Here is a 12,509-nt window from a genome sequence, read left to right on the forward strand (position 1 = left end):
TACAAAAAAGGCCACTCTTTCGAGTAGCCTTTTTTGATGTTTGGTTGCGGGAGCCGGATTTGAACCGACGACCTTCGGGTTATGAGCCCGACGAGCTACCAGACTGCTCCATCCCGCGTCTGTGTGGCGGCATTCTACAGGCGATCGGCGGGGTGTCAACCGATAATCCCGAGAAGGGTCAAATAAGTGTGCAATCGCGGCAAACGGTCGCAGGGGAGGCGCTAAGTTTCGGAATCGGAACGATTTCCGCTTGGCGCGACTGGATCCGAAAAACCGACGCGCACAAAAAAGGCCAATCTTTCGATTGGCCTTTTTTGATGTTTGGTTGCGGGAGCCGGATTTGAACCGACGACCTTCGGGTTATGAGCCCGACGAGCTACCAGACTGCTCCATCCCGCGTCTGTGTGGCGGCATTCTACAGAGGAACGCGAGGGTGTCAACCTTCAATTCGGATAAAACCTCTTCAGCTTCAATCGGTTAGCGCTGACGGACGGTCTTTTCAGAGGCTGCAGGGCAGACGGGGCAAGGGTTTCAGCTCTATTGGAGGTTGGTTTCCGATTGAGAAAATAAATTCAAAGTCCGTTTCCTACAAACTGAAAAGAACATTCATACCACTGGTGCTATATACAGGTGTCAGTGAGATACTTCCGGTCCGGCTCGCCATATTTCCTTTTCTGTCATGACTCAGCGAAAAATCATCCACGTCGACTGTGACTGTTTCTACGCCGCCATCGAGATGCGGGATGACCCGAGCCTCGCCGGCAAGCCGTTGGCGGTCGGTGGTTCGGCGGACAGGCGCGGGGTGATCGCTACCTGCAACTATGAGGCGCGGGCTTACGGCGTTCGCTCGGCGATGTCGTCCGGACATGCGTTGAAGCTGTGCCCGGACCTGACCATCGTCAAGCCGCGAATGGACGCCTATCGCGAGGCGTCGAAGGAAATTCACACGATCTTCAGCGATTACACCGACCTGATCGAGCCGCTTTCCCTGGACGAGGCCTACCTCGACGTCTCGGACAGCGCGCATTTCGGCGGCAGCGCCACACGGATCGCCCAGGACATTCGCCGTCGGGTTTCCAACCAGTTGCACATCACCGTCTCCGCCGGCGTGGCGCCGAACAAGTTTCTGGCCAAGATCGCCAGCGACTGGAAAAAGCCCAACGGCTTGTTCGTGATCACCCCGGATCAGGTTGAAGACTTCGTCAGTGGCTTGCCGGTGAGCAAATTGCACGGGGTGGGCAAGGTCACGGCCGACAAGTTGAGCAGGCTCGGTATCAGTGACTGCCTGCAATTGCGCGAGTGGGACAAGCTGGCGCTGGTGCGGGAATTCGGCAGTTTCGGTGAGCGCTTGTGGAGTCTGGCCCGTGGGATTGATGAGCGGTTGGTGCACAACGACAGTCGCCGTCAGTCGATCAGTGTGGAAAACACCTACGACGTCGATCTGCCGGATCTGCGCAGTTGCCTCGACAAGCTCCCGGAATTGCTGGAAACCCTGAAAACCCGCATGGCGCGGATCGACAGCAGCTACCGGCCGGGCAAGCCGTTCGTCAAAGTGAAGTTTCACGATTTCACCCAGACCACGCTGGAGCAGGCCGGGGCAGGGCGGGATCTGGGCAGTTACCAGTTGATGCTGACGCAGGCGTTCAACCGCGGCGGCAAACCGGTGCGGCTATTAGGAGTGGGGGTGCGACTCGAGGATTTGCGCGGCGGGTTCGAACAGATGGAGCTGTTCGAGCGATAGGCGGACAAAAAAATGCCCGAAGCAGGTTCGGGCATTTTTCAGGGTTTTCAGTTCGGTCCCGGATCCGCCACCAGACGCCCCGCATCCCGGGTCAGGGACTTGAGGAATTCAGCCTGCAACTCAGGATCGTTGCGGGTCAGTTCGATCAGGCTTTGTTCCAGTTCACTGGCTTCTTCTTCCAGACCCAGTTCCGACAGACGCTTGACCCGGTGCACCCACTGGCTCACTTCGTCGTCTTCCAGATCGTCGTAGATCAGCCCGTGAGCTTCCAGCAACTTGCCGCGCAAGTGAGTGCTGATCGCCAGAGACGAGTCGGAATGCACGTCATCCTTGCTGTCTTCGACGCTGATCTGCAGTTTGCCTACATGATTGAGGTCGTTTTCGGCGAACGGGCTGTCCAGCAGGTTCAGACGCAGCACGCCGTTGCGATCGGTGGTCATGTCGAAGGTCTGCTTGCCGGCCTTGACCTGAACCGGGCGCTCGCTCCACGGCAGGCTCGAATATTCCGTGCGCTTGTCGCGCTGGACTTCGTCGATGCCGGCCAGGTTCTGTTGCGCGCGACCGTTGGATTGCACGTTCATGAACGGGTTGAGCCCGGCGAAACCGTAGCTGAGCCAGTCACGTGTCACGCTGTCGGGCAGATTGCCGAGGGCAAACACGTTGACCACGTTCGCGCCGACGCCGCCGACCACCGCCACCGCGCCCAGCGGAATCTCGTAGATCTCCCGCCATGGCTGGTAAGGCGTGTAGCGGTCGTAATGGCGCGTGACTTCGAATTCGGTGACTTCGAAAGTCTTCTGTTCGTTGATCTTCACGCGCCGTTGCGGCAGCTCAAGCACCTTGGGCTCGCCGACATCGATCTGCAGGCTGTGATCGAGCAGTTTGCGCTCGACACGTTCCTCGTGCTCGCTGCGTTGTGACATGTGATTGGCACAGCCGCTGACCAGCAGGGTGCCGCACAGGGCGGCACCACCGAGGCCTAAGGTGTTTCGCTTGAACATGACGTCTCTATCTGGTTTCAGCGGCGGATACGGGCCTGAAGGAAGGACAGCACGTCGGCAACCGGCAGCGCTTGCGCCTGGCCTTCGGTACGGCTCTTGTATTCCAGGTTGCCTTCGGCGAGGCCGCGGTCGCTGACCACGATCCGGTGCGGAATGCCGATCAGCTCCATGTCCGCGAACTTGATGCCCGGGCTGGTTTTCTTGTCGCGGTCGTCCAGCAGCACTTCGAAGCCGGCCGCGGTCAGTTCCGCGTACAGCTTGTCGGTGGCTTCGCGCACCTGCTCGGTTTCATAGCGCAGCGGCACCAGAGCGATCTGGAACGGCGCCAGAGTGTCGCTCCAGATGATGCCGTTCTCGTCGTTGTTCTGCTCGATGGCGGCAGCCACCACGCGGGAAACGCCGATACCGTAGCAACCCATTTCCAGGGTCACCGGCTTGCCGTTCTCGCCCAGCACTTCGCACTTCATCGCCTTGCTGTACTTGTTGCCCAGCTGGAAAATGTGCCCGACTTCGATTCCGCGCTTGATTTCCAGGATGCCCTTGCCATCCGGGCTCGGATCGCCGGCCACGACGTTGCGCAGGTCGGCCACGGTCGGAACCGGCAGATCACGCTCCCAGTTCACGCCGAAGTAGTGCTTGTCGTCGATGTTGGCACCGATGCCGAAGTCGCTCATCAGCTCGACCGAGCGGTCGATGATGATCGGCAGCGGCAGGTTCAGCGGGCCGAGGGAACCGGCGCCGGCGCCGATGGCGTCACGCAGTTCGGCATCGGAGGCCATGACCAGCGGGCTGGCAACGCCTGGCTGGTTGGCAGCCTTGATTTCGTTCAGCTCGTGGTCGCCACGGATGATCAGCGCGATCAGCTTGCCTTCTTCTTCGGCGTGCACGATCAGGGTCTTGATGGTCTTTTCAATCGGCAGATTGAATTTCTCCACCAGGGCCGCGATGGTTTTGGTGTCTGGCGTGTCGACCAGGCGCAGCTCTTCGCTTGGTGCGGCGCGCGAGGTTTCACGCGGCACGGCTTCCGCCTTCTCGATGTTCGCCGCGTACTCGGAACCGTTGCTGAAGACGATATCGTCTTCGCCGGACTCGGCCAGTACGTGGAACTCGTGGGAACCGGCGCCGCCGATCGAACCGTTGTCGGCTTCCACCGGACGGAACTTCAGGCCCAGGCGGGTGAAGATGTTGCAGTACGCTTCGTGCATGCGGTCATAGGTGATCTGCAGCGATGCCTGATCCGCATGGAAGGAGTACGAGTCCTTCATGATGAATTCGCGACCGCGCATCAGGCCGAAGCGTGGACGGATTTCGTCACGGAATTTGGTCTGGATCTGGTACAGGTTGATCGGCAGCTGTTTGTAGCTGCTCAACTCGTTGCGCATCAGATCGGTGATCACTTCTTCGTGGGTCGGGCCCGCGCAGAAATCACGACCGTGGCGGTCTTTGATGCGCAGCAGCTCAGGGCCGTATTCTTCCCAGCGCCCCGATTCCTGCCACAGCTCGGCCGGTTGGGTGCTCGGCATCAACACTTCCAGAGAGCCGGCGGCGTTCATTTCTTCGCGAACGATGGCTTCCACCTTGCGCATCACTCGCAAGCCCATCGGCAGCCAGGTGTACAGGCCCGAGGCGAGTTTGCGGATCATGCCGGCGCGCAGCATCAGCTGATGGCTGATCACGACCGCGTCGGAAGGCGTTTCTTTCTGTGTGGCGAGCAAAAATTGACTGGTGCGCATGGTTGGCCGTTGTCGGTTGCTATGACTGGAAATGACGGAGCAGTGTAACGGCGAGATCCGCCGACGTACAGAAGTGCAGCCCCGGCGCAAACCCTCTCGCCGGGTGCGAGATGTCTTACGATTCTTCCACGACGGAGGTCGGTGCAGGTTCCGGCGTCGGCGTCGGGCCTTCGCGGCGGCTTTCCTGGAACCAGTGCAGGGCGATCAGCACCAGGGTCGGAACGCCGAGCAGCGCGGTGATCAGGAAGAAGTTGTGGTAACCGAATTTCTCCACCATCACCCCGGAGTAGCCGCCGATCAGGCGTGGCAGCAAAAGCATGATCGAGCTGAGCAGGGCGTACTGCGTCGCGGAGAACTTGAGGTTGGTCAGGCTCGACAGGTAGGCGACGAACGCCGAGGTGGCCAGGCCCGAGCTGAAGTTGTCGAGGGAAATCGTCACCACCAGCATCTGCAGGTTCGGGCCCATGTCCGCCAGCATCAGGAACAGCAGGTTGGTGGCCGCCGATGCAGCGCCGCCGATGAACAGAATCGGCAGGATACCGAAGCGCACGATCAGCAGACCGCCCATGCCGGCGCCGACGAGGGTCATGATCAGGCCGAAGATCTTGCTGACGCTGGCGATCTGATCCTTGGTGAAGCCCTGGTCGATGTAGAACACGTTGGCCATCACGCCCATCACCGTGTCGGACATCCGATAGGTGGCGATCAGACCGAGCAGCAGCAACGCCTGCCAGCGGTAGCGCAGGATGAAGTCGTTGACCGGCGTCAGCACCGGCGCCAGACCGCGACGACCCATGGCCGAGAGGCACAGGCAGGTCAGCGTGGTGTAGAGAATCGCGCGCAGGAATGCCCGGTCTTCCAGCAGCAGATCCAGCGGGCTCATGTCTCCAAACAGCACGGCGGCGAAATCGGTGTTGTAGAGCTGGGTGAACATCGCCGGCACGGAGACCAGCAAAATGATCAGCACGAACACCGACATCAACTGATGCATGAAGGTGTAACGCCCGGCCTGCAACTGGGTGCGCAACGGCACCGGCGGCTCGCGCATCAGCAGGGTGGTGAGCAGGGCAGGGACCATCAAGGCGCCGAACAGCACGTAGGTGCCGGTCCAGGCGGAGTGCTGGTAGTTGAAACCGGTTGAGCCAAAGCCTTCGGCGAAGAACAGCGCACCGGCAGTCGCCAGCAGCGCGGCAACCCGATAACCGGACATGTAACTGGCGGCCAGTGCAGCCTGACGGTTGTCTTCGGCGATTTCCAGGCGATAGGCGTCGACGGCGATGTCCTGCGTGGCAGAGGCGAATGCAACGACCACCGCAATGGCGATCAGCCAGGACAGGTGTTTCTGCGGGTCGCAAAAGCCCATGCCGATCAGGCCGAGGATCACCAGCGTCTGTGAAAGCACCAGCCACGAGCGGCGACGCCCCAGTTTGCCGAGCAACGGCAGGCGCCATTGGTCGAGCAGGGGCGACCAGACCCATTTGAAGGCATAGGCCAGACCGATCAGGCTGGCGTAGCCGATCGTCTCGCGGGCCACACCGGCTTCACGCAGCCAGACCGAAAGTGTCGAGAACACCAGCATGTACGGCAGGCCGGCGGCGAAACCCAGCAACAACAGCACGAGCGTCGAAGGACTGGCATAGGCGGCGAGCGCGGCGCGCCAGGTTTTACGGGGCATGGGCTGAAGTCTGCCTCAAGATTGCGAAAACAAAGCGCGCACTCTAACCGCTGTGCTCTACCGGACGCCAGCCATGGCGCCGAATATCCACACGATTGTTCAGGACGGTGACGCCTTCCATGCGCAATCGTGCCCGCTGTTCGTCCCCGGACGGGCTGCCCGCCGGCAGGCTGATCCGACCGCCGGCACCGAGTACGCGGTGCCAGGGCAGCTTGGTGTCGCCGGGCAATTGGCTCAGGGTCCGGCCGACCCAGCGGGCGGCGCGCCCCAACCCCGCCAGTTCGGCCAGCTGACCATAGCTGACGACTTTGCCCTCAGGCACTTGGGCGAGGGTGGAATAGAGTGCCGTGCGTCGGATTTGCGGATCGTTTTCGCAGGCATGCATCGGGTCTGTCACGTGCGCGGTTCCTGAACTTGATCGCGTTATGTCCTTAAGCGTAATCGGTGGAAGGGTAATTGAGAAATGAACTCAACAGAAATAGCCGGGTCACTCCTTGTCAGGGAATTATTCCTACGGATAATGCCGACCCTTTTTTCGCAAACTTGAGTCCCCGATTCGCTTATGTTGTCCAGAACCCTGCTGTGCCTTGCTGTCTTCAGTGCGTCCACACCCTTGCTTGCCGATACCGTCTGGTTGAAGAACGGTGACAAGCTGAGCGGCAAAATCACGCTGTTCGACGGTGGCAAGTTGCTGGTCCAGACCCAGTACGCGGGTGCCGTGACCATCGACTGGAAGCAGGTCAAGACTCTGGAGAGCGATCAGGAGTTGCTGGTCAAACAGGATGCCTACAACGGCGAGAAGGCCAAGTCGCTTAGCGCCGCCGAAGACGGCAAGGTCACCCTGGCCAACGGCGAAGCGCCGAAAACCGTGGAACTGGCGAGCATTCAGCAGATTCTCAAGCCCAAACCGGTGGTCGAGGATCTGGTGTGGAAGGGCAACGTCGACCTGGCGCTGGATTATCAGCGTGCGGAAAAGGACACCGACGACTACGACATCGGCTTCAAGACGTCCGCCCGCCACGGTCGCTGGCGGCACACCGCCGAGGGCGAGTACAACCGCGAAGTGCAGGACGACGTGACCACCACCGACAACTGGCGCGCCGAATACGCACTCGACCGTTTCCTGACAGACAAGTGGTTCTGGCAGGGCCGTCTGAACTACAAGCGCGATCACATCGAAGAGCTGGCGCGTCAGCGCGTGGTCGGTACCGGTCCTGGTTACCAGTTCTGGGACGATGAGCTGGGGGCGTTCTCTCTGGGCTCGCTGCTCAACCGCACCGACTACCAGTATCGCGATGGCAGCAAGGACAACTTCTATTCGGTCGCCATGAAGTGGGACTACAACCGCTACCTGATCGGCAAGAAGGTCGAGTTCTTCACCAATGGCGAAGTCGGCAAGCCGCTATCCGGTGTGGCCGACTATGCGCTGGATGCGGAAATGGGCCTGCGCTACAAGGTCACCGACTGGGCTTCGCTCAACCTCAAGGCCGAGCGCGACATCATCAGCGGCACCGAAGATGCGGACTTGAGCAAGACCCGCTACACCGCCGGCTTCGGCGTCGCCTGGTAAGCAACAAAAAAGATCGCAGCCTTCGCAGACTGCGATCTTTTTTTGCGCCCGGAAAAACAGACGCCCACAAAAAAGCCCCGCTTTTGAGGGCGGGGCCTTTTACTAAAGAAGCTACAAGTTAGATAACTTGTACTTCTTCAGCTTGCATGCCTTTCTGACCGCGGGTAGCGATGAAAGAAACCTGTTGGCCTTCTTTCAGGCTTTTGAAGCCGTCGGATTGGATAGCTTTGAAGTGAACGAACAGGTCGTCACCGGATTGTGGAGTGATGAAGCCGAAGCCTTTTTCATCGTTGAACCACTTAACGGTACCGGTTTGGCGATTAGACATGGTGTAACTCCTTGAACAAAGATAACTGCGACTCAGGAAGAACCCTGGCCGAGACTGAGTGCAAAGAGCAGGAAAAATTCTTGTAGATGGTTGGATCGAAATTCAACATATCGTGTAGAGATTCTCAGTGACACAAGCAGCACAGTGGCGCCACCTTAACCCTTTTTCCGGAACGTGCCAATGCTTCTTGCGAAGGTTTCTCTGTTTTAGGGATCGGCGGTGTGACGGTTCGTCGCCAGGCCGCGTATTTCCTGCACGTTCGGCGAGAATTGCAGCCCGGACTTTGAACCCGGCGGCGCGCCCGGTAAGATGCCGGACAGATTTTTTCCACCTCGCTATTCAGGACACCCGCCATGAGCATCAAATCGGACAAGTGGATTCGCCGCATGGCGCAGGAACACGGCATGATCGAGCCGTTCGTCGAGCGCCAGGTGCGTGGCAGCGACGACAGCCGTGTGATCTCCTACGGTGTGTCGAGCTACGGCTACGATGTGCGTTGCACCAATCACTTCAAGGTGTTCACCAACATCAATTCGGCCATCGTCGATCCGAAGAACTTCGACGCCGGCAGCTTCGTTGATGTCCACAGCGATGTCTGCATCATTCCGCCGAACTCCTTCGCTCTGGCCACGACCGTTGAATACTTCCGTATTCCACGCAACGTCCTGACCATTTGCCTGGGCAAGAGCACCTACGCCCGTTGCGGCATCATCGTCAACGTCACCCCGCTCGAGCCCGAGTGGGAAGGCCAGGTGACCCTGGAGTTCTCGAACACCACCAACCTGCCGGCGAAGATCTACGCCAATGAAGGCGTGGCGCAGATGCTGTTCCTCGAATCCGACGAGGAATGTGAAGTCTCCTACAAGGACCGTGCCGGCAAGTACCAGGGCCAGCGTGGCGTGACCCTGCCGCGCACCTGATCCGTCCATCCGGCAGTTACCGGGAATTCTTCGGCGGGTAGACACTCTATGGGGTGTACTGCCCGTTTCGCGAACAGCGGGACGGGCCTTCGCCGAGGAGTGCTCCATGAAGATCGATCCGCAAATCACTGCCGAACTGGCAAGGCTCGAGCCCAATCAGGTTGGCGTATTGGCCTGGTCCTTGTTGGCACACCCGCCTATCGCCATGGCTGGCGGAATTCCTCACCAGCCCGATCCCGATACCCCCAACGAAGAACCGACCGAGCCCGGCGAGCCGACGTTGCCGGACAAACCGCCACCCGCGCCTGTCGCTTGATTGAATGCATGGCCCGTCGGCTGAATCCTGAACAGGACTTCAGCCGACGGGCCATATTTCGTTGTCGCCAATGACAAAGATCCGACAGCTGTCTTCTTCCTTCTCCACCGGATAACCGCCGGTGAAGGCTCCGAAGGCCGGCAGCAGACTGATGCGTTCTCCCAGTCTGAAACACGCCAGCCGCAAACGCTGACGCCCCTTGCCGTTCAACCGATAGACCGGGTGGACGTGTCCAGCAAGCACGTGGCGTTCAGGGTGCGGATCGGGTTCGTGTTGCAAGGCGAAGGCCCCGAGCAGCAACGGCTCCGGCACCACCCGAATGTTCAGCGTCGCTGGCGGATCACCGGCGCGTTTATCGTGATTGCCGCGAATCAACGTGATTGGCAGATCGGCGTAGCGTGAGCGCCACTCAGCCAAAACACTCAAAGTGCCAGGGGCATGCGAACCCGGCCCGTGCAGAAAATCCCCAAGAAAGATCAGTTGCCGACACGGCAGTTTCGCCAGCAACTGCTCGATCACGGCAATGTTGCTCGCTGTCGTGCCCTGCGGCACAGGCTGCCCCAGGCGCCGATAAGCGGCCGCCTTGCCGAAATGCACATCGGCAATCAGCAGCGCCTGTTGCTCCGGCCAGTACAGCGCTTTTTCCGGTAGCAGCCAGAGGTCTTCGCCTGCCAGACGCACGGGGTAGGGCGCGTTCATCAGGATTGGCCCTTGTCGGCGGTTTGTTCCAGATCGCCCACCATTCGACGGATGCGGTCGGCGAGTTTTTCCGAACTCATGCTTTCGCGCATGCGCTCCACCAGCAACGGAAAGCCGAGCGGTGTAGGACGTTTGATCAAGTGCATGTCCAGTTTCATCCGGTTGACTCGCTCCAATGTCTGTTCCAGTCGACGAATATCCAGTTCTTCCCGCAGGACTTCTTCCCCGGCCTGCGCCAGTAGCAGGTTGTCGGCGTCGTATTGTTTGAACACTTCGAAGAACAGCCCGCTGGAGGCCTGTACCTGACGGGTGCTTTTCGGCGCGCCGGGGTAACCGGCGAACACCAGCCCGGCAATCCGCGCGATTTCCCGAAACCTGCGCAACGCCAGTTCGCCCGCGTTGAGGCTGGCCAGCACATCCCTCAGTAAATCCTCGGGACTGAGCAGCGCGCCGTCCAGTTGCACAGACCAGTCAACGGGCGTGGCGCTGAGCAATTCCAGCCCGTAATCGTTGACCGCAATCGAGAAGGTCACAGGCAGGCGCTGACTGACCCGCCACGCCAGCAGACTGGCCAGCCCCAGATGCACCTGGCGTCCGGCAAACGGGTAGAGGAAAAGGTGCCAGCCTTCGCGGGATTTCAGCACTTCGGCCAGCAGATTGTTGACGGTCGGCAGGCCCGACCAGCGCATCTGCGTTTCCAGCAACGGGCGCAAGGCCTGCATTTCCGGGCCGACAAACTCGCCTTGTGCCGCCGCGCTGAATCGGCTGACCACCGCATCGGCCAGTTCGCTGGACAGCGGCATGCGCCCGCCATTCCAGCGCGGTACGGCGGCTTTTTTCGCGGTGCTGCGTTTGACGTAGGCGGTCATGTTTTCCACCCGCACCAACTCCAGCAAACGCCCGGCGAACAGGAAACCGTCGCCGGGTTTGAGGCGGGCGATAAAGCCTTCTTCAACGCTGCCCAGTTGTTTGCCGCCTCCGCCCTTGCTCCAGAACTTCAAATGGATCGCAGCATCGCTGACGATGGTGCCGATGCTCATGCGATGGCGGCGTGCCAACCGGGCATCGGGGACGCGTCAGATCCCGTGCTCATCCGGTTCGACCCGGCGGTAATCGGGATACGCCGTCAGCGACATCCCGCCGTGGCGTACGAACGCCAGCGCCCACGCCCAGTCCGCGAGCGTCAGGTCACGATAGGCCCAGGCACCGCGGACTTCTTCGTACAGCTCATCGGGAACAAAGCCACCGCCCAGCGCGATGCTGACCAGATGCTGCACCAGCACATCCAGCGGTTTGTGTGGTGACAGTCGAGGTTCGATCCGCCGCTGCGCCACGGCATCGCGAGCAGCAGCGGCTTCGATCAGTTCCAGACTGTGGGTCGGCACCAAGGTGACCCGCGACGTTCGACCGGGCGCATGCCCCGAACGCCCGGCACGCTGCATCAGGCGCGCCACACCTTTGGCCGAGCCAATCTGCAGCACCCGCTCAACCGGCAGGAAATCCACCCCCAGATCCAGGCTTGAAGTGCAGACCACGGCTTTGAGTTGACCATTCTTCAGCGCCTGCTCGACCCAGTCGCGGGTGTCGCGGGACAGCGAGCTGTGGTGCAGGGCGATCAACCCGGCCCAGTCCGGCCGCGCCTCCAGCAAGGCCTGGTACCAGATTTCCGATTGCGCCCGGGTGTTGGTGAACACCAGGCTGCTGGCGCAAACGTCCAGTTCGGCGACCACCTGCGGCAACATCTTCAAACCGATGTGCCCGGCCCAGGGAAAGCGTTCGATGGCCGGAGGGAGCAGGGTGTCGACCTTGAGCGACTTTTCGCTTTGCCCCTGAATACTGACGCCACCGCCCTGTGGGATCAGCACCTGTTCGGCGTGGGACTGATTGCCGAGCGTTGCGGAAACGCCCCAGACGATCAGCCCCGGATGCCAGCGCCGTAGCCGGGCGAGGACCAGTTGCAATTGCACACCGCGCTTGTTCCCAAGCAATTCGTGCCACTCGTCCACCACGACCATGCGCAACGTCGACAGCGCCGTTTGTGCGTCGGCGCGGGCGAGCATCAGGGTCAGGCTTTCCGGCGTCGTAATCAGGGTGGTCGGCAGGCGCCGGTTCTGCCGGGCGCGCTCGCTGCTGCCGGTGTCGCCGGTGCGCAGGCCGACGCTCCAGGGAATCTGCAGATCGTCCAGCGGGGCTTGCAGGGCGCGCGCAGTGTCGGCGGCCAGCGCCCGCATCGGGGTGATCCACAACACGTTCAGCGGTTCGGCAGGTGGCTGGCGTTTACGTGTGGTTTCTGCAACAGGCCCGGAGTGGGCAAAACGATTGAGCGCAGCAAACCACACCGCATAGGTTTTACCGGCGCCAGTGCTGGCGTGCAGCAGGCCGGATTGGCCACGCTTGACCGCCGTCCACACCTGTTTCTGAAAGGCGAACGGCTTCCAGTCGCGGGCGCTGAACCAGTGTTTGGCGAAGTCGGTGGAAGTGCCCATGCCGGCGACGTGTGCTCTGAAAGTGTTCCTTCAGTGACCG

At 60.7% G+C, this 12,509-nt stretch carries 10 protein-coding genes, 2 tRNA genes and 1 pseudogene; 4 read left to right on the forward strand and 9 right to left on the reverse strand.

What is annotated here, in order from left to right:
• Positions 1-41: 41 nt before the first annotated feature.
• Positions 42-118: transfer RNA gene (locus KJY40_RS07170), tRNA-Met, on the reverse strand.
• A gap of 204 nt (positions 119-322) precedes the next feature.
• A tRNA-Met gene (locus tag KJY40_RS07175) sits at positions 323-399 on the reverse strand.
• Positions 400-679: 280 nt separating this feature from the next.
• On the opposite strand from KJY40_RS07175, the gene dinB reads away from it, so the two are divergent.
• On the forward strand, positions 680-1,741 hold the full coding sequence (dinB, locus tag KJY40_RS07180; protein ID WP_127797112.1) for a DNA polymerase IV: 1,062 nt from the start codon (positions 680-682) through the stop codon (positions 1,739-1,741).
• Positions 1,742-1,788: 47 nt separating this feature from the next.
• On the opposite strand, the gene KJY40_RS07185 is transcribed toward dinB, so the two are convergent.
• The 4 genes from KJY40_RS07185 to KJY40_RS07200 form a co-directional block, all read right to left on the reverse strand.
• The gene (locus tag KJY40_RS07185) at positions 1,789-2,742 is read right to left on the reverse strand and encodes a hypothetical protein (RefSeq protein WP_007954977.1); all 954 of its coding nucleotides are present in this window, start codon (positions 2,740-2,742) and stop codon (positions 1,789-1,791) included.
• A gap of 17 nt (positions 2,743-2,759) precedes the next feature.
• Positions 2,760-4,475 (reverse strand): proline--tRNA ligase, encoded by a 1,716-nt coding sequence (locus KJY40_RS07190; protein WP_230735834.1) that lies wholly within the window; start codon positions 4,473-4,475, stop codon positions 2,760-2,762.
• Between the two features lie 115 nt (positions 4,476-4,590).
• Positions 4,591-6,150: an AmpG family muropeptide MFS transporter gene (locus KJY40_RS07195; protein WP_230735836.1), complete on the reverse strand. Its 1,560-nt coding sequence runs from the start codon at positions 6,148-6,150 to the stop codon at positions 4,591-4,593.
• Between the two features lie 43 nt (positions 6,151-6,193).
• Positions 6,194-6,535, reverse strand: a complete 342-nt coding sequence (locus tag KJY40_RS07200) for an MGMT family protein (protein WP_230737658.1) — start codon at positions 6,533-6,535, stop codon at positions 6,194-6,196.
• 177 nt (positions 6,536-6,712) lie between these two features.
• Here KJY40_RS07200 and KJY40_RS07205 point away from each other — a divergent pair, with 177 nt between their 5' ends.
• Positions 6,713-7,720, forward strand: coding sequence for a DUF481 domain-containing protein (locus KJY40_RS07205; protein ID WP_007954986.1), 1,008 nt, complete (start codon positions 6,713-6,715; stop codon positions 7,718-7,720).
• 118 nt (positions 7,721-7,838) lie between these two features.
• Here the strand turns inward: KJY40_RS07205 and KJY40_RS07210 are convergent, their stop codons facing one another.
• The gene (locus KJY40_RS07210) at positions 7,839-8,048 is read right to left on the reverse strand and encodes a cold-shock protein (protein ID WP_002554837.1); all 210 of its coding nucleotides are present in this window, start codon (positions 8,046-8,048) and stop codon (positions 7,839-7,841) included.
• Between the two features lie 353 nt (positions 8,049-8,401).
• Between KJY40_RS07210 and dcd the strand changes: the two genes are divergently transcribed.
• Together dcd and KJY40_RS07220 are read left to right on the forward strand one after the other, a co-directional pair.
• Complete coding sequence (gene dcd / locus KJY40_RS07215) at positions 8,402-8,968, forward strand: dCTP deaminase (protein ID WP_007954988.1); 567 nt, start codon at positions 8,402-8,404, stop codon at positions 8,966-8,968.
• Between the two features lie 106 nt (positions 8,969-9,074).
• On the forward strand, positions 9,075-9,284 hold the full coding sequence (locus tag KJY40_RS07220; protein ID WP_085697404.1) for a hypothetical protein: 210 nt from the start codon (positions 9,075-9,077) through the stop codon (positions 9,282-9,284).
• Positions 9,285-9,323: 39 nt separating this feature from the next.
• Here the strand turns inward: KJY40_RS07220 and pdeM are convergent, their stop codons facing one another.
• Both pdeM and KJY40_RS07230 read right to left on the reverse strand, forming a co-directional pair.
• The gene (pdeM, locus tag KJY40_RS07225; RefSeq protein ID WP_230735838.1) at positions 9,324-9,983 is read right to left on the reverse strand and encodes a ligase-associated DNA damage response endonuclease PdeM; all 660 of its coding nucleotides are present in this window, start codon (positions 9,981-9,983) and stop codon (positions 9,324-9,326) included.
• A pseudogene (locus KJY40_RS07230) lies at positions 9,983-12,469 on the reverse strand (ligase-associated DNA damage response DEXH box helicase). The gene pdeM and the pseudogene KJY40_RS07230 overlap by 1 nt, the downstream one beginning before the upstream one ends.
• Positions 12,470-12,509 lie beyond the last annotated feature (40 nt).

The sequence above is a fragment of the Pseudomonas fitomaticsae genome (assembly GCF_021018765.1).
Taxonomy (GTDB): domain Bacteria; phylum Pseudomonadota; class Gammaproteobacteria; order Pseudomonadales; family Pseudomonadaceae; genus Aquipseudomonas; species Aquipseudomonas fitomaticsae.

Coding starts and splice junctions, on each gene's coding strand:
- dinB (WP_127797112.1), top strand. CDS start 680: ATGACTCAGCGAAAAATCATCCACGTCGACTGTGACTGTTTCTACGCC.
- KJY40_RS07185 (WP_007954977.1), bottom strand. CDS start 2,742: ATGTTCAAGCGAAACACCTTAGGCCTCGGTGGTGCCGCCCTGTGCGGC.
- KJY40_RS07190 (WP_230735834.1), bottom strand. CDS start 4,475: ATGCGCACCAGTCAATTTTTGCTCGCCACACAGAAAGAAACGCCTTCC.
- KJY40_RS07195 (WP_230735836.1), bottom strand. CDS start 6,150: ATGCCCCGTAAAACCTGGCGCGCCGCGCTCGCCGCCTATGCCAGTCCT.
- KJY40_RS07200 (WP_230737658.1), bottom strand. CDS start 6,535: ATGCATGCCTGCGAAAACGATCCGCAAATCCGACGCACGGCACTCTAT.
- KJY40_RS07205 (WP_007954986.1), top strand. CDS start 6,713: ATGTTGTCCAGAACCCTGCTGTGCCTTGCTGTCTTCAGTGCGTCCACA.
- KJY40_RS07210 (WP_002554837.1), bottom strand. CDS start 8,048: ATGTCTAATCGCCAAACCGGTACCGTTAAGTGGTTCAACGATGAAAAA.
- dcd (WP_007954988.1), top strand. CDS start 8,402: ATGAGCATCAAATCGGACAAGTGGATTCGCCGCATGGCGCAGGAACAC.
- KJY40_RS07220 (WP_085697404.1), top strand. CDS start 9,075: ATGAAGATCGATCCGCAAATCACTGCCGAACTGGCAAGGCTCGAGCCC.
- pdeM (WP_230735838.1), bottom strand. CDS start 9,983: ATGAACGCGCCCTACCCCGTGCGTCTGGCAGGCGAAGACCTCTGGCTG.